Origin of the sequence: Terasakiella sp., from assembly GCF_048267425.1 — a bacterium.
Lineage (GTDB): Bacteria > Pseudomonadota > Alphaproteobacteria > Rhodospirillales > Terasakiellaceae > Terasakiella.
Genome location: NZ_JBLWXN010000018.1, coordinates 1 through 20,596, shown reverse-complemented (window position 1 = coordinate 20,596; position 20,596 = coordinate 1). Strand labels below are relative to the sequence as shown.

Genomic DNA, 20,596 nt, shown 5'->3' with positions numbered 1-20,596 from the left:
CCCACATGAAATGCAGGGCCATTTTTATTTTGCTGTACTGACTTAATTATTCAGCAGCCAGCTCAACAATGCGGCGGTCAAGATAATCACCGACGAATTGTTTGATCAGTTCGGCTTCGCTTTCATTATTGAAATAGTGCGTTGCCTCTGAAATGCGTTCGTAGCTGATGCTGATGTTTTTCTGGCTGTCCAGTTTGTTCACCAGTTTTTGCACCGATTCTTCCGGTACAACATCATCGGCATCGCCATGAATGACCAATCCTGAAGCCGGACAAGGCGCAAGGAATGAAAAGTCATACAGGTTTGCAGGCGGCGCAACGGAGATAAAGCCGTTGATTTCCGGGCGGCGCATCATCAGTTGCATACCGATCCAGGCGCCGAACGAAAAACCGCCAACCCAACAAATGCGGGCATTCGGGTTGTGTGTTTGCATCCAGTCCAGTGCCGCAGCCGCATCGGATAATTCACCAATGCCGCTGTCGAAAATACCTTGTGAACGGCCAACACCGCGGAAATTGAAACGCAAGACAGAGAAGCCGCGTTCCTTAAATGCTTTGAACAAGGTGTAGGTCACACGGTTGTTCATTGTGCCACCCTGTTCGGGATGGGGATGGAGCAAAAGTGCGACGGGTGCGTTGGGGTCGTTGCTGTGATGGTAACGCCCTTCGAGGCGACCTTCAGGTCCATTGAAAATGACTTCAGGCATTTTTCTCAGACGAATCCTTTAGGTAAGAATATAAAAAATTAAAAATCCGACTACTTTTTGCGGGTATTGCATAAAAATATAGAAAACTGCTCTTCATAAACTTGACTAAAATAGTCGGGCATTCTATATTCCCTAGCAACAAGCTATGACATAGTGTCAATCGGTCATCAGATCAATGACGCTTCTCATAGCGCAAAATGGATCAAGATACTAGCAAAACGTGGTCTGCCGTGCTTAAAAGATTTAAAGAAGACATCGACTCATTCATCCAACGCGACCCTGCGGCGAAGTCCCGCTTGGAAGTTATCCTTTGTTATCCGGGGTTGCACGCGTTGATGTTTTATCGTGTTTCGCATGCTTTGTGGCTGCGTGACTGGCGCCTGCTGGGGCGTTTTTTATCCCATGTTGGTAAAATTCTCTCAGGGATTGAAATTCACCCCGGTGCAACGATCGGTCGGCGTTTCTTTATTGATCACGGTACAGGTGTTGTGATCGGTGAAACGGCTGAGGTCGGCGACGATGTTATGCTTTATCAAGGTGTGACATTGGGTGGAACCTCACTGGAAGAAGGTAAACGCCACCCCACACTGGAAGACGGTGTGATTGTGGGTTCCGGTGCACAGGTTCTCGGCCCGCATGTTATCGGTGCCGGGGCGCGTATTGGTGCCAATGCCGTTGTGTTAGAAGATGTTCCCCCGGGTGTCACGATGGTGGGTATTCCGGCCAAGATGGTGATGGGACGCAAAAAGAAAGACAATGGCGATTTCTGTGCATATGGGACGCCGGACGGTATGACCGATCCGATGGTACGGACCATTGAAATGTTACGTAATGAAATTCATGCGTTAAAGAATCGGGTTGAAGAATTAGAAGGCGATGATGTCGAAAATAAATCCGAAAAGAAACTGGATGTCGTTTCCTGCGGGCGTAAATAGGGAGTTTTGTCGTGAAGTTAAGTACTAAAGGTCGTTATGCCGTGATGGCAATGGTTGATCTGGCCTGCAACAGCAAAGGAACGCCAGTGTCTTTGGCGGATATCGCCGAACGTCAGGAGATTTCACTGTCCTATCTGGAACAGTTGTTTGGCAAGTTGCGCAAAGGTGATTTGGTTAAAAGTGTGCGTGGTCCCGGTGGTGGATATTTGTTGTCACGCGATTGTTCAGAAGTGCGTGTTTCCGATATTATCATTTCCGTGGATGAACCGATTACGGCAACGCGCTGCACACCGGGTAATCCCAACGGCTGTCGTGAAAACAAAAGCCGTTGTTTGACACATGATCTCTGGACCGAATTGGGAAACCAGATTTATCTGTATCTCAGTTCTGTTTCTTTGGAAGATATCGTTGAAAAACGACTGCTGGGGACGAGTAACCTGTTTAATGCGGCGGTTCGTGCCAAAGTCGAGGCTGCAGAGTAAAGATTAAAGTCATGTCACGTATTGCATATATGGATTACAACGCGACAGCGCCGGTGTTTCCATCGGTCGCACATGCCATGAGTACGGCGATTGCCCATGTCGGCAACCCGTCTTCTGTGCATCGTCTGGGGCGTGAAGCACGTGCCATGATGGAAGAAGCGCGTGAATCGGTGGCAGACCTTGTGAACGTCCCGCGTGACTGGGTGATTTTCACCAGCGGTGGGACCGAGGCGGATACGCTGGCCTTGAAAGGCAGTGGATGTGAACGTGTGCTGGTTTCAGCCGTTGAACATGCCGCTGTGTTGAAGGTTCGTGATGATGCGGAAATTCTGCCGGTTGATGGTAACGGCATTGTCGATTTAGATGCCTTGGAAGCCGCGCTGCAAGAAGATAATCGTTCAACGTTAGTGAGTGTGGTCGCGGCAAATAATGAAACCGGCGTGATTGAACCGATTGGCGAGATCGTTGAAATTGCACATCGGTACGGCGCGTTGGTGCATTGTGATGCGGTGCAGATGGCCGGGAAATGTGAATTTGATATTTCGGCGCTGGATCTTGATTTTGCGAGTTTGTCTTCGCACAAAATCGGCGGACCACAGGGTGTTGGGGCGTTGATTAAGCGCGAGGGATTAAAACTGGACGCCATGTTTAAAGGTGGTGGTCAGGAACGATCTATGCGCGGCGGTACTGAAAACTTAAGCGGTATCGTTGGGTTTGGTGCGGCGGCCCGCGAAAAAGTAAATTTTGTTGAAATCCAAGCGTTACGGGACGATTTGGAACGACAGGTAAAAGACCTCGGTGGCGTTGTTTTTGGTGATCAGGTTCAACGTTTGCCCAATACAAGCTATTTTGCCTTGGTGGGTATGCCTAGTGATCGTCAGGTGATGGCGCTGGATCTTGCCAATGTTATGGTCAGTGCCGGATCGGCCTGCTCCAGTGGGAAGGTGAAAGCCTCTCATGTGCTCAAGGCGATGAAGATTGAAGACGATGTTGCGAACTGTGCCATTCGGGTTTCACTAGGATGGAATAGTTCAAAAGAAGATGTGGAAATGCTTGTACAAGCTTGGAAAAAATTGGTAGAGCGCGTACAGGCCAAACAGACGAAGAGTAATGCCGCTTAAGGCATTTAGTTTTGGATTGAAGAAAAAGAAGAAAAGGAGTGCCCACATGGGCGTAAATACACAGGAACATCCGGTTTACTTGGATTACCAAGCCACAACACCGACGGACCCCCGCGTCGTAGAAGCGATGTTGCCGTATTTTACTCAAAAATTCGGAAACCCGCATTCACGTAACCATGCCTATGGTTGGGAAGCTGAGGAAGCTGTTGAAGAGGCGCGCAAGCAAGTTGCGGACATCATCAACGCCAATCCGAAAGAAATCATTTTCACGTCTGGTGCGACGGAATCGAACAATCTGGCCCTTAAGGGTGTGGGCGCGTTCTATAAAAATAAACGCAATCACATCATTACAGTTGTGACGGAACATAAATGTGTTCTCGATACCTGTCGCCATATGGAACAGGATGGCTTTGAGGTCACTTATCTTGGCGTTCAACAAAACGGTTTGATTGATCTGGACGAATTGAAAGCGGCCATGACGGACAATACCTTGCTGGTGTCTGTCATGGGGGTTAATAACGAAATCGGCGTTGTTCAACCCTTGAAAGAAATTGGCGCGCTGTGCCGTGCCAACAAGACCTTCTTCCATACGGATTGTGCACAGGCTGTTGGTAAAATCGAACTCGACGTGGAAGAAATGAACATCGATTTGATGTCTATTTCCGGTCATAAAATTTATGGCCCGATGGGTGTGGGCGCGCTTTATGTACGCCGTCGTCCGCGCGTGCGTATCATTGCCCAGATTAATGGTGGTGGTCAGGAACGCGGCATGCGCTCTGGTACACTTGCCCCAGCACTGTGTGTCGGTTTGGGAAAGGCGTGCGAAATTGCCAAGAAAGAAATGGCAACCGAAAACGAACGCCTGCATAAACTGCAAATGCATATGTGGAACCGTTTCCAGAATGAACTGGATGAGGTTTACCTCAACGGCGATCTGGAACAACGCGTGTGCACCAACCTGAATGTAAGCTTTGCTTTTGTTGAAGGCGAAGGCTTGATGATGGGGATTAAGGATCTGGCCGTTTCCAGTGGGTCGGCTTGTACGTCGGCTTCGCTTGAACCGTCTTATGTGCTGCGTGCTCTCGGTGTTGAAGAAGAATTGGCCCATACGTCTTTGCGGCTGGGTATTGGTCGTTTTTCCACGCAGGAAGAAATCGATTATGCAACGGATCGGATTATCAAAGAAGTCAAACGCTTGCGTGAAATGAGCCCGCTTTATGAAATGGCTCAGCAAGGTATTGATATTAAATCCATCCAATGGGCTGAACACTAATTTCGAAAGACAGCCACCTTTGAAGTGGTTTAAAGGAGAAGAAAATGTCTTATAGCGATAAAGTTGTCGATCACTACGAAAACCCGCGCAATGTTGGTTCAATGGACAATGAGGCCGGTGAAATTGGAACCGGTCTGGTTGGTGCGCCGGCCTGTGGCGATGTGATGCGTTTGCAGATCAAAGTCGGCTCGGACGGTATCATTGAAGATGCCAAGTTTAAAACATTCGGTTGCGGTTCTGCGATTGCGTCCAGCTCACTTGTGACGGAATGGGTTAAAGGCAAGACGCTGGATGAAGCGTCCAATATCAAAAATACAGATATTGCCGAAGAACTGGCGTTGCCTCCGGTGAAGATTCATTGCTCTGTGTTGGCAGAAGATGCTATCAAAGCAGCAATTGAAGATTATAAAACAAAACATAAAGACTAAATCAATCACGAAGGAGTGACGCCAACCATGACTGGACGTCCCGCCCCAATTAGCGTGACCGAAGCAGCACTGGATCGGATCCGCGTTCTGATGGAAGGACGCGGAAAACCGAGTAAAGGTGTACGTATCGGTGTACGGACAAAAGGCTGTTCCGGCCTGTCTTACACGCTGGAATTCGCCGATGAAGTCAATGAGTTTGACGAAGTGTTCGACGCAGCCGACGATATCACCATTATGATCGATCCGAAGGCAACCATGTTTATCTTCGGAACCGAAATGGATTTTGTTGAAGAGCAAATGGCCTCTGGCTTTGTCTTCACCAACCCCAATGAAAAGGGGCGTTGTGGCTGTGGTGAATCTTTCCACGTTTAAAAGCAAAAGGTAGGAAGCCATCCCCGCACCTTATGCGGGGATCTCTTTTATAAAGAGGTTTCGCATGCTGTGCGCAAGGGCGATTGTTTAGAACTATGGACGTATCAAACCAAACGATGATGCTGAAAAACGACAAAAGCGGTGTTCATCCCTGTTGGTCCTGCAAAGGACCGGTCGGTGGTGGAGATTTGTTTTGCGAAACTTGTCATGCGGTTCAACCGCCCGGCCATATTGACCATTTCACCCGTTTCGGGTTGCAAAAGGCTTATAGTCTGGATGTGGACGGATTGGAACGCAGCTATTTTGAACTGCAACGTCATTTACATCCGGACCGGTTTGCAAACAAAACACCGAAGGAAAAGACGCTGTCTCAACAGCAGGCTGTTAGCTTGAACGAAGCTTTCGAAGTGTTGAAAGATCCGCTTAAGCGCGCGGATTATTTGTTGAGTGTACATGGCATGACGGGCATTAGCCACGATCATACGGTGAATGATCCGGTTCTCTTGATGGAAGCGATGGAAACACGTGAAGCCTTGATGGAGGCACAAACCGTTGATACGGTGAATGCATTATCCGATAAGGCGCGCCGTGATGTACGCGATTGTGTACGTGCGATTGCGCAGGCTTTTGATCAAGAACAATATGATGATGCTCGTAAATTAGCCTTACGCCTGAAATATTTGACGAAACTTTTGGAAGAAACGCGCCAGCATAAAGCGCGTTTGGTAATGAAATAAGACCATGATCGAAACCGTATTGCTACAAATTCACGAACCCGGCGAAACACCACTTCCCCATGCGGGTGACAGCGATTTGGCGGTGGGAATTGATTTAGGCACGACCAATTCCGTTGTTGCCGTCTCTAATGACGAAACGCCCGAAGTTTTGCGCGATGAAAATGGCTCAGGTCTTGTGCCCTCTGTTGTGGCTTACGCACCGGATGGGTCTGCTATTGTGGGCCAACTTGCCAAACAGCTTTTGCTGATGCGCCCGGAAACAGTGATTTCATCCGTTAAGCGATTGATGGGACGCGGCCTTCAGGATGTAAAATCGATTTCAGGAACCCTGCCTTTTGAAGTGATTGAAGGCGAAGGCATGGTACGTCTTAAAGTTTCGGGCAAAGAATTGACGCCGGTGGAAATTTCCGCTGATATTTTACGCGCTTTGAAAGAACGTTCTGAAGATCAGTTGAAGCAAAAGGTTGAAAAGGCGGTTATCACTGTACCGGCTTACTTTGACGATGCGGCCCGTACGGCAACCAAAGATGCCGCAAAGCTTGCTGGTTTACAGGTTCTACGCCTTGTGAACGAACCGACAGCCGCTGCGTTGGCTTATGGTTTGGATAAAGAGGCCGAAGGGCTTTACGCTGTTTATGACCTTGGTGGCGGGACATTTGATATCTCGTTATTGCGTATGGAAAAAGGCGTGTTTCAGGTTAAATCTACGGGCGGTGATGCGTCCCTTGGCGGCGATGATTTTGATCACGCCATCTTGGAATATTTCCTGACGGAGCGCCGCGCAAAGTTCGGTGAAGAAAAACTGACGACGGATGATGTAAAAATCGCACTGGTTACAGGACGGATGGCGAAAGAATGCCTGACGGAAAATGACAGTGGCGATTTTGTACTGGAATTTAATGGTCAGTCTTCAAAACATACGATTACCCGTGAAAAATTTGATGAACTGGCGGCACCACTTGTGGATCGCACAATTGATATTTGCCGCAATGTTCTGGAAGATGGCGATACCTTCCCGGACGAAGTCAAAGGCATTGTTCTAGTCGGGGGATCGACCCGTGTACCTTTGGTGCGCAAACGGGTGGGGGACTTCTTTGGTCAATCCCCGTTATCCGATATCAACCCGGACGAAGTTGTTGCGGTCGGTGCCGCATTGCAGGCTGAGGCTTTGACCGTTGGTTCTGACAATCTGTTGCTGGATGTGACACCCTTGAGCCTAGGGATTGAGACAATGGGTGGAATTGTAGAAAAGGTTATTCCACGCAATACCCCGATCCCGGTGGCTAAGGCACAGGAATTTACCACTTATCAGGATGGTCAAAGCGCAATGGCGATTCACGTTTTGCAAGGCGAACGTGAAATGGTGGATCAGAACCGGTCCCTTGCCCGCTTTATTCTGAAAGGGATCCCACCAATGACCGCCGGGGCGGCACGTATCCGTGTGACCTTTAGTGTGGATGCCGACGGTTTGTTGACTGTCGGGGCAGAGGAAGTCACAACAGGCGTTTCTCAAGAAGTTGCGGTGAAGCCGTCTTACGGTCTATCTGATGAAGAAATGGCCCATATGCTGCGTGACAGCATGGTCCATGCCAAGGAAGACATGGAAGTGCGCCTTTTGACGGAAGCCCGCGTGGAAGCCAAACGGGTAATGGAAGCTGTTTATTCTGCGCTCCATATCGATGGTAAATTATTGAATGAAGATGAACGCGCCCATATCAATGTTGTTTTGAATAAATTGGACGAAACAATTGCGGGTGATGATCGTCACACGATCAATGCGATGGTTGAAGAATTGGATCGTGAAACACAGGTTTTTGCCCAGCGTCGTATGGATAAGGGTATTGAAGAGGCCCTGACCGGGGTAAATGTAGAGAAGCTGGAAAGCGCGATTGAGTCTTGATTTCTTGACCAAAGTCGATAAAAGGCTTGCAACGCAGTTTTTAAAGAGAGAAGAAAACCATGCCTAAAATGACTTTCATTAACCCTGACGGTTCTGAAAAAGTAGTAGACGCCGCCAACGGTTTGTCCGTTTTGGAAATCGCACACAAGAACGATATTGATCTTGAAGGTGCGTGTGAAGGCTCTTTGGCTTGTTCAACGTGCCATGTGGTTGTCGATGAAGAATGGTTCGACAAGTTGAATGAAGCATCTGAAGAAGAAGAAGATATGCTGGATTTGGCGTTTGGCCTGCAACAGACGTCTCGTTTGGGATGTCAGATTATCATGTCTGACGACCTAGACGGTTTGACGGTGCATGTGCCGGCGGAAACACGTAATATCGGTTAATTTTAATCGGACGAGGAGATTGTCTCATGGGATTGCGCTGGTCAGATATTCACGATATCGCCATTGAATTGGAAGATGCTCACCCGGATGTAGATATTCTGTCTGTGCGCTTCACCGATTTATGGAAATGGGTGCAAGAACTGGATGATTTCGAAGATGATCCGGATAAAAGTAACGAAAAAGTCCTCGAAGCCATTCAAATGGCATGGTTGGATGAACGAGATTAATGTGAACAGTCCCTGTTATTTTGCAGGGACGTTTGCTTTAGACGCAAGGTAAATAAAGGACCTCGGCGATGAATGTCCAATTTATGTATGGTGTAACCCTTCTGGATATTGTTGCCTTGAGTTGGTTCTTGCTGGCTTGGGTCGGTTATACGTCGTGGGCGGATCGCTTCAGCCAGACACGGCCCAGTTTGATGACGGTCATGTATGACTATCGTCTGGAATGGATGAAACAAGCTTTACATCGCGAAGTCCGTGTGGCGGATGCGGCGTTGTTATCGACATTGATCCGTTCGATTTCGTTATTTGCCTCAACAGCTATTTTTTTGCTGGGTGGGGTTGTGGCAATTTTTGGGTCATTGGAACAAATACAGGATTTGACCAAAGACCTGACCTATGTTGCCAAAGCGTCCAAAGTCATGTGGGAAATTAAGCTGCTGACTTTGGGTACGATTTTTATATACGCTTTTTTCAAGTTTGCGTGGGCGTTGCGTCAGTTCAATTACATGCTGATCGTAATGGGGGCATTTCCATCACCGGAATTTGCAAAAACGAAAGAGGCGCAGCAAATTGCTGAACGTGCAGCACGGGTGAATGCTCTGGCTGTGCAAACTTTTAACCGGGGAATGCGGACGTACTATTTCGGTATGGCCGCGCTTTCATGGTTTTTGAACCCTTGGATTTTTATTGCGGTCACCCTATTTGTTGTTTTGGTGATTTACCGTCGTGAATTCAAATCCAAAACACTGCGCACGCTGGACCCGAACAGCGATTATGAAAACGTTTTTAAGTTCTGAAGAAAATGAACTCTCTATTTATTGATAAAGCCCCTGAAGATACCCGCATTGTTGTTGCCATGTCCGGTGGCGTTGATAGCTCTGTAACAGCCGCCATGTTGAAAGAACAGGGCTATGACGTTGTTGGCGTGACGTTACAGCTCTATGACCACGGCGAGGCTGTCTGCCGCCCTAATACCTGTTGTGCAGGGCGTGATATTTATGATGCACGCCGCGTGGCCGATCAAATAGGTATTCCCCATTACGTTTTGGATTATGAAGAAGTTTTCAAACGTGATGTGATGGATTATTTCGCCGAAACCTATGTACAGGGCGAAACGCCAATTCCTTGTGTCAAATGCAATGAAACCGTTAAATTCCGTGATTTGTTGGAAACGGCGAAAGATCTGGGCGGGGATGCTTTGGTTACAGGTCACTATGTGCAATGGGAAAAGACCGATCAAGGTGCCATTCTTTTGCGTGGGGCCGACCATCGCCGTGACCAAAGCTATTTTATGTTTACGATGACGCAGGAACAGGCCGACTTTGTGCGCTTTCCTTTGGGGAATATGTCCAAGGATGAAACACGGGCTTTGGCAAAAAAATATGGCTTGTCGGTTGCTTCCAAAAGCGACAGTCAGGACATCTGTTTTGTCCCGGAAGGCAAATATGTTGATGTGGTCGCAAAATTGCGCCCCGGCGCGTTAGAACCGGGGGAAATTGTTCATTTGGACGGAACTGTTGTTGGTAAACATGACGGGATCATCAAATACACGGTCGGTCAACGCCGGGGATTGGGCATTGCATGGCCGGACCCCTTATATGTAATTCGACTGGATGCAGAGAAAAAGCAAGTCATTGTCGGTCCGCAAGAAGCCTTGCTGGAGTTTGAATTGACGATTGCCGAATTGAACTGGATCGGCTTTACACCTCTGCCTGCTGAGGGACGCGAGATTGAAGTCAAGGTCCGTTCTGCGCAACCCCCGCAACCGGCAACGGTTTACCCAAACGAAGACGGTACCGCCCGTGTGGTTTTGCGTGATGGTTATGCCGGTATTGCACCGGGGCAAGCTTGTGTTTTCTATGAAGGTGAACGCATGCTCGGTGGTGGTTGGATCCAGAAAGCTGCCTGATTTTTCAGGGAAATAGCGGCTGTTTTTAAAGGGTCGACCTGCAATTTGTACGACTTTCAAAAAAAAGTTAAAAAACATCCTCTTTGTTGCTTGACACTTGCCCTGTGCTGCCGTAAAAAGCGCGCACTTCGAAGCCAAACGGCTACGATGGCTGGATAGCTCAGCTGGTTAGAGCGCGGCACTCATAATGCCGAGGTCGGCAGTTCAAGTCTGCCTCCAGCTACCAATTCAAAAGGACTTAGAGATTGCTCTCTAAGTCCTTTTTGTTTTTTGCCATTTATGATGATTATTCAGCGGCTTCCTGAGCCTGTTTATGTAAGGACAGGCTGTTAACGAGTTTATTCAGATCATGGGCTGAACGTGAAATTTGTTCGGCTTCTGCTTTCAGGCTGCTGGCTTGGCTGTGACTGAGACTGGCTGCTTGTTTGACATCGAGAATACCGTCATTCAAGTTACCCGTCTGTGTGGCAGCATCACCAGCCATATAAGAGGCCTCATTTGTGTTGGTGGCAACCCGGTTGATCTCGGCTGCGACGTGAGATGTCATGTCGGTCATCTTGTTAAGACGTCCGGTGATTTTATCGGCAGCAGATGTTTGACGGCCAACCGCAAGGTTAATGCCGTCGGCAGTTTCGTTTACATGCTCGACCAATCCAGCGATTCTTTCCATAACCTGAACAGCATCACTGGCACCGGCTTGCATGTTCAAAACGCGTGTTTCGATATTCGCAATCGCTTTGGCGGTTTGATCGGCAAGTTTTTTGACCTCCCCAGCGACGACCGCAAACCCTTTTCCTGCTTGACCACTGCGGGCCGCTTCGATGGTGGCATTTAAGGCCAGCATGTTGGTTTGATTGGCAATGTCGCTGATTAAGCTCAGGACTTGGCCTGTGTCGCGTGCTGCAGTACCTAGCGCTTTCATCTTGTCACGTCCTTGGCGGACTTCGACAACGGCATTATTCAGTACGCTTTGTGTTTCCCCGGTAGAGTTTGAGATTTCTTCAATGCTTCCCATAACTTTGCGGATTTCATTGGCAACCGATTGAACGGTCAGGGACATATCATCTGCATTTTTGGCAATCGCTTGTGCAAGGGTTCCTGCTTCACCGACACCTGTGGCCATAATATTCATATTGCCCGATACGTTTTGTGTTGTGCTCTCCAATTCAAAAGCGCGCGATTGTGTTTGCTCTGCCTGTGCGCTTAGGCTTGTCGACATTTGGGTAAGGTTTTGTGAGGCTTGAACCAAAATGGATGTTGTCTTTTGCATGCCGGTGACAAGAGACGCGTTACGGTCCATGAGACGTTTGAAATAAAAGGCAATTTCGTCGGCCTCGTCAGCTGCGATAAAATTTGCGTGGGGTTCCTCTTCCCCCGATGTGCCGCCAAAGACATGTTCCATTTCCCGCAGGACATGCGAGGCTCCCATTGTTGCGGCATGTTCAGCAAAGTTGAGGCCATTCATCTCATCTTCAGCACTGACGCGCATGCCACCTTTGAACATCTTATCGATGATTTTAAAAAGGAAAAAGGGAAGAACAAAAGCCCAGAGGAAGGCAACACCGACACCAAGGCTCTGTACGCCCAGTTGTGCCCACATGCCACCTTCAAAGGCACCCGCTGGGGCGACAAGGGCGAGGGCAATGGTTCCAAAGGCACCTGCAACACCGTGAACGGAAACTGCACCGACAACGTCATCAGCTTTTAATCGTTTTTCGAGGAAGTCTGCGGCAAATACAACGACGACCGCACTGCCACCCCCAATGAAGATTGCCCCCCATAAGCTGACGGTATCACACCCGGCTGTAATGCCGACCAAGCCACCAAGAACGCCGTTGATTGAACGGTCAGGACGGTAATGACCATCCACAAACCGACCGAGGAAAAGCCCGACAAGGCCACCAATAGCACCGGAAATAATGGTATTTGCAATGATATGGGCAAATGCAGGGGTGCCTGCTGTGGTTGATCCACCGTTAAAGCCAATCCAGCCGATCCAGAGGATGATACAGCCAAATGTCGCAAGAACCGGACTGTGACCGTTGATTGAAACCGGCTTTCCATTTTCATCATAGCGCCCGATACGAGGGCCGATGACAAGAATAGCCGCCAAAGCAACCCATCCACCGACAGAGTGCACAACGGTTGATCCGGCAAAATCAATGAACCCGAGGGAGGCTAAGAAGGGTTCATTCTCAGTTACCAGAAGGTTCCCCCATGCCCAATGCCCGAATACAGGATAGATCAGAAGGGAAATGACAAGAGTTACCGCAAGGTAACCTCCAAATTTCATACGTTCAGCAACGGCACCAGAAACAATCGTGGCTGCTGTACCGCAGAAAACGACTTGGAATACGAAGAAGGTGAAGGTCCAGTCTTCAACTTTGTCAAAGGCAAATAAATCCCAATCAAAACCGATCAGACCACCGATGGAACCACCAAACATAATCATAAAGCCAACCGCCCCAAAACAGACGGTTGCAAGAATGAAGTCTGCAATATTTTTTTGTGCAACGTTAATTGAGTTTTTAGACCGCACTAGCCCGGCTTCCAGTAATAAAAAGCCGCCTTGCATGAAAAAGACGAGGCAAGCCGCCATCATGGTCCAGATATGGTCGATATTTAATTGTTTTTGATTAAGTTCGTTCTCAAGAAAAGTCAGGCGTTCTTCAAGCGCTTTAGCTTCCATTGCCCATCCGCTTTTGACTGAGCAAAAGTAGATGACGGCGAGAAGAGCTGAAAATAGAACCGCCTTTGGTCCATTTTTTAATACCGTCATTGGTACTCTCCGTTTTTAATTTATTTTTGCAGACGTTGTCCGTCTTTTTTGGAGAGAGGAGCAAAAGTAGTGCCAGTTTAGAATTATCTAAAGAAAACCGGGGCTTTTCCAAAGGAAAAACCAAAAGCGACCATTTCTGCAGCGCAACATAGGTTGAAAACTGGGCGATTTTCTGAGCTATGCCTAAATAATAGGCAGGCAAAAAGATATTAAGTTATTGTTTTTAATGATTTTTTATTATCTTTTAGAAGTAGGGATAACTTATCTCCTTGTATATATTGCCATGAGTATGTGCTAAGGAATTGCTCAATATTGTGCGATGCAATATATCTGTTTATTTGCGATGTACTTTTGATGTCGGGGCAAATTTACTTGCATACTGAATGGGGTCAGGATCGGGTTTACCAAAGAACCAGCCTTGTCCAAAGTCGATGCCGCAGTCTTGCATGTGCTTTGCCATTGCCTCATCTTCTACCATCTCCGCTACGGTATGGATATTCAGGTCGTGACACATGTTGGACATAGCCCGTAAAAGATCATTGCCTTTTTCGGTTGAGTAAGCCCGCTTGACAACAGGCCCGTCGAATTTGACCACATCGACATCTAGTCCATTCAGGTAGTCAAAGCTTGCTGCGCCTGCGCCAAAATCATCCAAACAGACTTCGAAGTCCAGTTTGCGGATGGATTGCAGGATACGATTTACCTTGGGCAAATCTTCAATACGTGCAGACTCGGTAATCTCAAACAATAAATGTCCTGACATTTCCGGCGAATCTTTCAACATATTGTACAGGGTGTGCATGAACTTGTCGTTGCCCAAGGAAATGCCGGACAGGTTAATCGCGAGAGGGGGTAAGAAATGTGTTTGTCTGAAATGGTGAACCCGTTCGATTGATTTTTTAACAACCGCCATATCCAGATCGCATATAATGCCGACCTCTTCGGCCAAGCAGATCATATGATAAGGCGATTCTTTGGAACGTTCGCCTTTAAAACGCAATAATCCTTCGAAATGATGGACGTAACCGCGTTTCAAGTCATTAATCGGCATGAAATGAATGTCGAAATCTACATTTTTGGCGACTTCTTTTATAAAACCGACATTTTTGACGGTATTGGTCATCATACCGGACAAGACATCAGACAGAGCGTTTTCACGCACGGACCCTTTGTTCTCACAGAAGCGCTGCATGGTATGGATCAGGGCGCGGGCAACTTGATCTTCGCTCATACCCGCCCCGTCAACGTCCAATGTGCTGGATATTGCCTGCACCATATCGCCATCAGGATGGATTTGAGCGGCCAAGGCTTCGATTTTTTCATTGATGGCTTGTGTGTCGACTGCGCTGGCATGGGCAAAGCTGAAACTGGTGTCGTCAATACGACTCGCTGTGTCTCCGCCAAGTGAGCTTTCGCTTAAGATCGAACCGATTTCACCCAACAGTTTTTGTTTATCTGTCGCGCCGACCGTATTCAAAAGTTTATCCAGATGATTAACTTTGAGCATGGAGACTTGCGCATCCCCCCCAGCATGAATAAAGGACGTCACGCGTTCTGAGGCAGCCTGTGCAAAAGATTCGGTCTCTAACAGGTTGGTTTCTTCTTCGCGTTTAAGCGGTTCAATTTTACCGAAACCACCGCGATGAGGATCAACCTTGAGGGCAAGGAAAAAATGATTATTAAAATCGGGAACGCGATAACCGGATAAAGAAACCCGTAATTTTAAGCCCTTGGGACCTTTCAGGTGTAAGGTGGCATCATCCAGACGCCCTTTATTGCTGGCCGTGTCCAGAAGTTCGTTTACGAGTTTGACATCTTCTTTATGAATGTAATCACTAAAGGGAGTCGTCGTCATTTCCTGAGCATCTTTGCCCAATAGAACGGGCGTTGCCCCGGCAACAAATTCAATTTCACGGTTGTCGTTTAATTCGAACAGAAGATCGGCCCGGCAAAAAGACAGGGCTACGAAACGTTCTTTTTCTCTTTTTGTTTTATCTGTGTGCGCCATTCTCGACCCCTTTTGTATTCTATGTAGAATACTGGTTTTCAGGTTTATTTTCTATGTAGTTTTTTGCGTGTGCGTTGTTTGTTTTTATAAGGGCGGGGGGATGTTTTGATTTCGGGAAGATCACCCGGTGAAACATCCTTTTCAATGCAATCCCCAGTTTGGATGTTATCCAGTGTCCAAGGACCGATCGCATATCTGATTAAGCGCAGTGTGGGAAAGCCGACAGCCGCAGTCATGCGTCGAACCTGGCGATTCTTTCCTTCTTTGATGGAAAGTTCAATCCAGCTTGTCGGTATGTTTGCACGAAAGCGAACCGGCGGGGTACGTTCCCATAATATATCGGGTTCTTCCATCATGCGAGCTTGTGCGGGTAGGGTCTTTCCGTCTTTTAAAACGACGCCGTTTCGCAATTTGTCCAAAGCAAGCTCATCAGGTACACCTTCGACCTGAACCCAATATGTTTTTGGGAGTTTAAATTTGGGATGAGCGATACGCGCCTGAAGTTTCCCATCACCTGTTAAAAGCAATAAACCTTCACTGTCTTTATCCAGTCTTCCGGCAGCATAGACATTGGGTATATTGATATAATCGGCCAATGTTTTATGGGCGATACCGTCATCGCTGAACTGGCACAAGACGTTAAAGGGCTTGTTGAATAAGATTATTTTCGACATAAGCTCACTTATCCAATAAGAATGCTTTTTGTGCAACCGTTTGCACCCACTTATTTACAGTTAGGAAGGTTTATGTCTTCAGCTTTGCCGAATGCCCAGTTTTCCCATATTAAAAATGCTGAGCTGCGCCGTATCATTTTGCAGGCTTTAAGTGACATGAAAAACCTTCTTGAACAAACGCCGTGTCTTTCTGCTTTGTCGCTGGCGGATCAGCTTAACGAGATTAAGAAGGCGGCCTTTGAAAAAATGTACGCAATGGGACGTCAAACGACCGAACGAGATTTATCTGAAGATGTTTTGAAGGCCATCCGCGCCTTACAAGATGCGTTTGGACAAATCATTGTGGCCATATCCCCGATGGATAACGTGCGCTATTGTTTGGATGAGATCTGGATTAAAGAGCTGAATAACGACTAAGGCGATGTGCGAATCGAATGTCGAGAGATCAGTTTCTCCATATGTAATATGTAATTTAATTATAATCTCCCAGAAGGGTGAGCGAAAATCCGCCAAATGGTTTTTCGTGGATTGGCGGGTTTCCGCCCGCAAAACCACGTAAATCTACTTAGGGGCAAAAAATTGAGCTTTTCTGTGTGAAATACAGACAATACGGGCACTATTTCATACTCGTTTGCTCGGCTATTTGATAAAGTCCCTCCCAAGCAAAGCCAAAACATAAAGCAAAGAAAGAACGTGCTCCTTTTTTGAGTAAAGGGAGTGCTTTTTTTATCAATGGAAAATGAACAGAAGCTTTGCATTGATCTGTACGGGAGTATGCAATGAACCTTACAATTCGCAATAAAATCATTTTGATTTGTGCAATTGTTTTAATGGCGCTTTCAGTTATCTGGGGGACGGGTCTTTGGACCAATACGAAAGCGCAAGAAACGGCACAGGTGGCGAGTAATCTGCGTCGAGATATTGATTTTCTCAACCTTTTACGTCGTCAAAACCTGATCGTGACTTCTCAGGCAAATAAAATGGTCTTGTCAGCTGTGAATGAAGAAATTGACAAAGATCTCTTTGAAAGCATGGCAGAGAATGGAAAACTTCTGCTTTCCAATAATGACAAGCTCAAACAATATGCGCGGGATGAAACGTCTCAGCGTTTGGTCGATTTAATAACCAAGGATTTAGATAAACTTATTTCCGGTTTAAATACCGGGTTTGGCCCAATGGTGGAAAAAGGGGTCGTGAATTTCGGTGCTCTTACTAAAATTGGGTTGGTGGTTGACCTTATTGGTGATCGACTGGATCGCAATATCGGTGCCATCGGGGAAAATATTCAACAGCAACTTGATCATTCCTCGCTGGAAGCCGACGATTCATTGACGGCTTCATCTTATGTGACGTCAATCGGGTTTGCGATTGCAGCGGGTATATCCGGAATTTTATTGCTGTTTTTAGGGCGCAGTATTCTTTCACCAATAAACGAAATGACACAGGCGATGTCTCGTCTGGCCGATGGGGATAAAGGGGTAGAAATTCCAGCGACAGATCGTCAGGACGAAGTTGGTGGAATGGCTAAGGCAGTTGTCGTTTTCAAGGAAAGCATGATTAAGGTTGAGGAATTGGCGAAGGAAACCGTGCGTGCAAGTGAAGCGTCACGTGAACGGGCGCAAAAACGTAAAGCATTGATCGAAGTCTTTGATCGAAATATCGGTGATTTGGTTCAGGATGTGTCGGGATCATTGCATTCTATGGGGAAAGTTTCGCAAGATATTCATGGTTCCACAGAACAAATTTTAGAACGTGCAGAAAATGTAACGCATAATTCGTCTCATGCGGCAACGAATATGGGGGAGGTCAGTGCACTGGCAGAACAACTTGCCTCCTCTATTGCTGAAATCAGTCAGCAGGTGAACTTGTCTTCGCGCAAATCCACAGACGGTGTGGAAAAAACACAAGCCACACAAGCCTCTGTTGAGAAGCTATCTGATGCGGCGGAAAAAATTGGTCAGGCTGCGGGGTTGATTAACAGTATTGCGGAACAAACCAATTTGCTGGCTTTAAATGCAACGATTGAAGCCGCGCGCGCGGGGGAGGCCGGTAAAGGATTTGCCGTTGTCGCGGGGGAGGTTAAAAACCTGGCCAGCCAGACGGGTCGGGCAACGGACGAAATTCAGCAATATATTGATGCCATTCAATCGGCAACACAGGATGCTGTTTTACGAATTGGGGATATTTCCGATACGGTTTCGGAAATTGACCAGATTAATGCCTCAATTGCTTCTGCGGTCGAAGAGCAAACAGCAGCAACAGGTAATATTGCTCAAAACATAGACGGTTCATCTCAGGCGGTGCAGCAAGTGGATGACTTTATCGCCGTCTTAAAAGGGGAGGTTGAGCAATCCTGTCAGTCGGCGCAAAATGTTTTGTCCAAGGCGGATGATCTCGAGTGCCAGTTTGAAACCTTGAAAGCACAGATTGAGGCTTTCCTCAGTGATGTGCGAAACGTCAGGGAATAAATGAAAGAAAAAGCGGCGCTGATTATCAGGGCCGCTTTTTAGTTTTTGTCTTCGCTTTTAAATTTTAATGTGTTTGCAACCGTCTGTAGAGCTTGCGATCAACCAGAGCGACTTCGCTCATGGTCTGCATGTCAAGGTCGTCACGGGCGTTCATAAGGTGAACATGCACCGGCAGGTTGGGGAGTTCGATTAAGCGTGTGGCGATCCAAATGGTGTCCGGATGCCCCACTTTGACAAACCGGTCACCCGGTTGGATATGTGATTTGGCCATTTGCTTCCTCAAGAATTTGATACAGTCAATCTATACTGCAAGTTATATTAGCACGTCAAAAGTTAACAAAATCTTGGATGCGAACAATTTTTGAGAAAAAAAGTAAATTAGTTTATACTGAATTCGGGCGTTGATCCTTTTTGTTTTCATTAAAGAAAAATTAGGATTCACATAGGATTATGGGAGAATCTATATCAGGAGTCTTAACTGGCTGGTTTTTGCATGGGGTAAAGACGAAAGCCTTAAGACACAGGCAAAAGGAATAAAGGCGTGTTTGGGAAGACAAAACGCTACGCTGCGCTTTTTGCTGCCGGATTGACGTTGGCGTCATGTGGCGGCATTCAAGACGGGAGTATGCTTGACCCCGTATTCTGGGAACGAAGCGATTTTTCAGAAACGGCAGAAAGTACGTCGGCATCAGATCGGGGCTTGGCTGAATTGGTCAAAGGAAATTATCTCCCGGCAGAAGCTCTTTTTGATCAGGCTCTCGGTGCGAACCCGCGCAATGTTTACGCATTGCTGGGCAAGGCAATGATTTATCAAAATACAGGTCAAATGACGCGCGCACGCGCTCTTTACGAAGCCGTGTTGGCGCAACGTCCTGATGAAAGCTTGAATGTGATTATCTGGACGGATGCAACGCCGCGTAATGTGGCCGAAGTTGCCACCATGAACCTGTCCATGATTGATTCGGGCAATGTTGTCGGTAATCTGGCACATGGGGCGGCTGGTGTCGATAAACCCGCCGACATGGGAGGCGCACCGGGCTACGGTATGACAGCCGGTTCGGGCACCTATAGCCAAATCCCCATGAACGGAACAACCGCTTTGCGTCAAACAGATATGGAAATGCAATCGGGCACCATCCCTGAAATGGGCATGGATGAAGGAACACGTAATATAGTGTCGCGCTTTAACACCTTGCGCGACCTGTTGGATCAGGGCTTGATTACACCGGAAGAATTTAAAGTCCGCCGCAGTCGAAATGTGGGCGCGTTGGTTCCGCTTTCCTCAAAACCGCCGGCAGCGGGTCTGGATCGCCCGGTTCCGTCGTCTGCGCAAATTGCAGGGCGTCTGCGTGCCATTGGACGCGCACTGGAGATGCGGGCGATTACCATCGAACAGCATGCAGCAGAACGTAAAATGATTCTGGATGCCTTGATGCCGGAAACGCCGCTTGTGTTGGCAAATCCGGCTGTTCCGCCACAAGGGTTGATGGCATCGGCAGATGCGGTGCGTCGCCTGGAAGGGTTGCAAGCCGAAGGTTTAATCTCATCTGATGAATATGCGCGTGAACGTAACGCCATTGAAAAAGGATTACAGCCTGTACCACCTGGTGCGGGTTCTGCGATGACGAATAATACGATGGGGGGTAGCCCAACGGCGATGCAACCCAACGCCAAGAAGAAAATGAGTGGGCCGCAGCCTGCCGTGCACTTGGCGTCTTATAAGTCAGAACGCGATGCCTCACGCGGCTGGGCACAGTTGAAACGGGCGCATCGAAATCTGCTGGGTAATTTGGATTCCGAGATTCTTCAGGTGAATCTTGGTCCGGGAAAAGGTGTTTTCTATCGTTTGCTGGCTGGCCCGCTGGATAGTAAAGGCGCAGCGACGAGCCTTTGTCAAAAACTCAAATCAAAACGTCAGTTCTGTGAGCCCGGATTCATGGGGACGAATGGCTAAAAAACTTTAATATCTTCCCAAATGCTCAAGGAGGTTGTGTGCGCTGCACCAACCTCCTTTTTATTTGCCTAAAATTCGGGAAAAATCATCTCGCTATAAATGGCTGTTTTCAGCCGTTTTTTATGATTTTATTCGCGGCTGCGAAAAAAAAAGACAAAAAAACGAAAAAAGGTGTTTACAGGGTGGTTTGAGGTCTTTATAACCCGGCTTCACCGACGGGGCGCTGCTCCTGAGGGGCTC

Annotated in this window: 20 protein-coding genes and 1 tRNA gene; 16 read left to right on the top strand and 5 right to left on the bottom strand. The window is 47.6% G+C overall.

Annotation, left to right across the window (positions count from 1 at the left end; all coding sequences use genetic code 11):
* Positions 1–46: 46 nt before the first annotated feature.
* Positions 47–706, bottom strand: coding sequence for an alpha/beta hydrolase (locus ACN0VA_RS17195; protein ID WP_417822358.1), 660 nt, complete (start codon positions 704–706; stop codon positions 47–49).
* Between the two features lie 230 nt (positions 707–936).
* Between ACN0VA_RS17195 and cysE the strand changes: the two genes are divergently transcribed.
* From cysE to ACN0VA_RS17130, 13 genes are all read left to right on the top strand, one after another.
* Positions 937–1,641 carry a serine O-acetyltransferase gene (cysE, locus tag ACN0VA_RS17190; protein ID WP_417822357.1) on the top strand — a complete coding sequence of 235 codons (705 nt, stop codon included), beginning with the start codon at positions 937–939 and terminating at the stop codon, positions 1,639–1,641.
* A gap of 11 nt (positions 1,642–1,652) precedes the next feature.
* The gene (locus tag ACN0VA_RS17185; protein WP_188666682.1) at positions 1,653–2,123 is read left to right on the top strand and encodes an Rrf2 family transcriptional regulator; all 471 of its coding nucleotides are present in this window, start codon (positions 1,653–1,655) and stop codon (positions 2,121–2,123) included.
* Positions 2,124–2,134: 11 nt separating this feature from the next.
* The gene (locus tag ACN0VA_RS17180) at positions 2,135–3,244 is read left to right on the top strand and encodes a cysteine desulfurase family protein (RefSeq protein ID WP_417822356.1); all 1,110 of its coding nucleotides are present in this window, start codon (positions 2,135–2,137) and stop codon (positions 3,242–3,244) included.
* A 46-nt stretch (positions 3,245–3,290) separates the two neighbouring features.
* On the top strand, positions 3,291–4,517 hold the full coding sequence (locus ACN0VA_RS17175; protein ID WP_417822355.1) for an IscS subfamily cysteine desulfurase: 1,227 nt from the start codon (positions 3,291–3,293) through the stop codon (positions 4,515–4,517).
* Between the two features lie 44 nt (positions 4,518–4,561).
* Positions 4,562–4,945, top strand: a complete 384-nt coding sequence (gene iscU, locus ACN0VA_RS17170; RefSeq protein WP_417822354.1) for a Fe-S cluster assembly scaffold IscU — start codon at positions 4,562–4,564, stop codon at positions 4,943–4,945.
* A 27-nt stretch (positions 4,946–4,972) separates the two neighbouring features.
* Complete coding sequence (locus ACN0VA_RS17165; protein WP_188666677.1) at positions 4,973–5,317, top strand: HesB/IscA family protein; 345 nt, start codon at positions 4,973–4,975, stop codon at positions 5,315–5,317.
* Between the two features lie 95 nt (positions 5,318–5,412).
* Positions 5,413–6,054, top strand: coding sequence for a Fe-S protein assembly co-chaperone HscB (gene hscB, locus ACN0VA_RS17160; RefSeq protein ID WP_417822353.1), 642 nt, complete (start codon positions 5,413–5,415; stop codon positions 6,052–6,054).
* A 4-nt stretch (positions 6,055–6,058) separates the two neighbouring features.
* Entirely contained in the window at positions 6,059–7,954 is a 1,896-nt protein-coding gene (gene hscA, locus ACN0VA_RS17155) for a Fe-S protein assembly chaperone HscA (protein ID WP_417822352.1), read from the top strand.
* Between the two features lie 59 nt (positions 7,955–8,013).
* On the top strand, positions 8,014–8,340 hold the full coding sequence (locus ACN0VA_RS17150; protein WP_417822351.1) for a ferredoxin family 2Fe-2S iron-sulfur cluster binding protein: 327 nt from the start codon (positions 8,014–8,016) through the stop codon (positions 8,338–8,340).
* A gap of 26 nt (positions 8,341–8,366) precedes the next feature.
* The gene (gene iscX / locus ACN0VA_RS17145) at positions 8,367–8,567 is read left to right on the top strand and encodes a Fe-S cluster assembly protein IscX (protein WP_417822350.1); all 201 of its coding nucleotides are present in this window, start codon (positions 8,367–8,369) and stop codon (positions 8,565–8,567) included.
* Between the two features lie 68 nt (positions 8,568–8,635).
* The gene (locus ACN0VA_RS17140; protein WP_417822349.1) at positions 8,636–9,361 is read left to right on the top strand and encodes a DUF599 domain-containing protein; all 726 of its coding nucleotides are present in this window, start codon (positions 8,636–8,638) and stop codon (positions 9,359–9,361) included.
* A 5-nt stretch (positions 9,362–9,366) separates the two neighbouring features.
* The gene (gene mnmA, locus ACN0VA_RS17135; RefSeq protein ID WP_417822348.1) at positions 9,367–10,473 is read left to right on the top strand and encodes a tRNA 2-thiouridine(34) synthase MnmA; all 1,107 of its coding nucleotides are present in this window, start codon (positions 9,367–9,369) and stop codon (positions 10,471–10,473) included.
* Positions 10,474–10,622: 149 nt separating this feature from the next.
* Positions 10,623–10,699: transfer RNA gene (locus tag ACN0VA_RS17130), tRNA-Met, on the top strand.
* Positions 10,700–10,759: 60 nt separating this feature from the next.
* Here ACN0VA_RS17130 and amt read toward each other — a convergent pair.
* From amt to ACN0VA_RS17115, 3 genes are all read right to left on the bottom strand, one after another.
* The gene (amt, locus tag ACN0VA_RS17125) at positions 10,760–13,252 is read right to left on the bottom strand and encodes an ammonium transporter (protein WP_417822347.1); all 2,493 of its coding nucleotides are present in this window, start codon (positions 13,250–13,252) and stop codon (positions 10,760–10,762) included.
* Positions 13,253–13,586: 334 nt separating this feature from the next.
* Positions 13,587–15,260 carry an EAL domain-containing protein gene (locus ACN0VA_RS17120; RefSeq protein ID WP_417822346.1) on the bottom strand — a complete coding sequence of 558 codons (1,674 nt, stop codon included), beginning with the start codon at positions 15,258–15,260 and terminating at the stop codon, positions 13,587–13,589.
* A 44-nt stretch (positions 15,261–15,304) separates the two neighbouring features.
* On the bottom strand, positions 15,305–15,934 hold the full coding sequence (locus tag ACN0VA_RS17115) for an rRNA large subunit pseudouridine synthase E (protein ID WP_417822345.1): 630 nt from the start codon (positions 15,932–15,934) through the stop codon (positions 15,305–15,307).
* A 72-nt stretch (positions 15,935–16,006) separates the two neighbouring features.
* Between ACN0VA_RS17115 and ACN0VA_RS17110 the strand changes: the two genes are divergently transcribed.
* Together ACN0VA_RS17110 and ACN0VA_RS17105 are read left to right on the top strand one after the other, a co-directional pair.
* Positions 16,007–16,351 (top strand): hypothetical protein, encoded by a 345-nt coding sequence (locus ACN0VA_RS17110; RefSeq protein ID WP_417822344.1) that lies wholly within the window; start codon positions 16,007–16,009, stop codon positions 16,349–16,351.
* Between the two features lie 362 nt (positions 16,352–16,713).
* Positions 16,714–18,402 carry a methyl-accepting chemotaxis protein gene (locus ACN0VA_RS17105; protein ID WP_417822343.1) on the top strand — a complete coding sequence of 563 codons (1,689 nt, stop codon included), beginning with the start codon at positions 16,714–16,716 and terminating at the stop codon, positions 18,400–18,402.
* A 64-nt stretch (positions 18,403–18,466) separates the two neighbouring features.
* On the opposite strand, the gene ACN0VA_RS17100 is transcribed toward ACN0VA_RS17105, so the two are convergent.
* Complete coding sequence (locus ACN0VA_RS17100; RefSeq protein ID WP_417822342.1) at positions 18,467–18,673, bottom strand: hypothetical protein; 207 nt, start codon at positions 18,671–18,673, stop codon at positions 18,467–18,469.
* A 270-nt stretch (positions 18,674–18,943) separates the two neighbouring features.
* On the opposite strand from ACN0VA_RS17100, the gene ACN0VA_RS17095 reads away from it, so the two are divergent.
* Complete coding sequence (locus tag ACN0VA_RS17095; RefSeq protein WP_417822341.1) at positions 18,944–20,356, top strand: tetratricopeptide repeat protein; 1,413 nt, start codon at positions 18,944–18,946, stop codon at positions 20,354–20,356.
* Positions 20,357–20,596 lie beyond the last annotated feature (240 nt).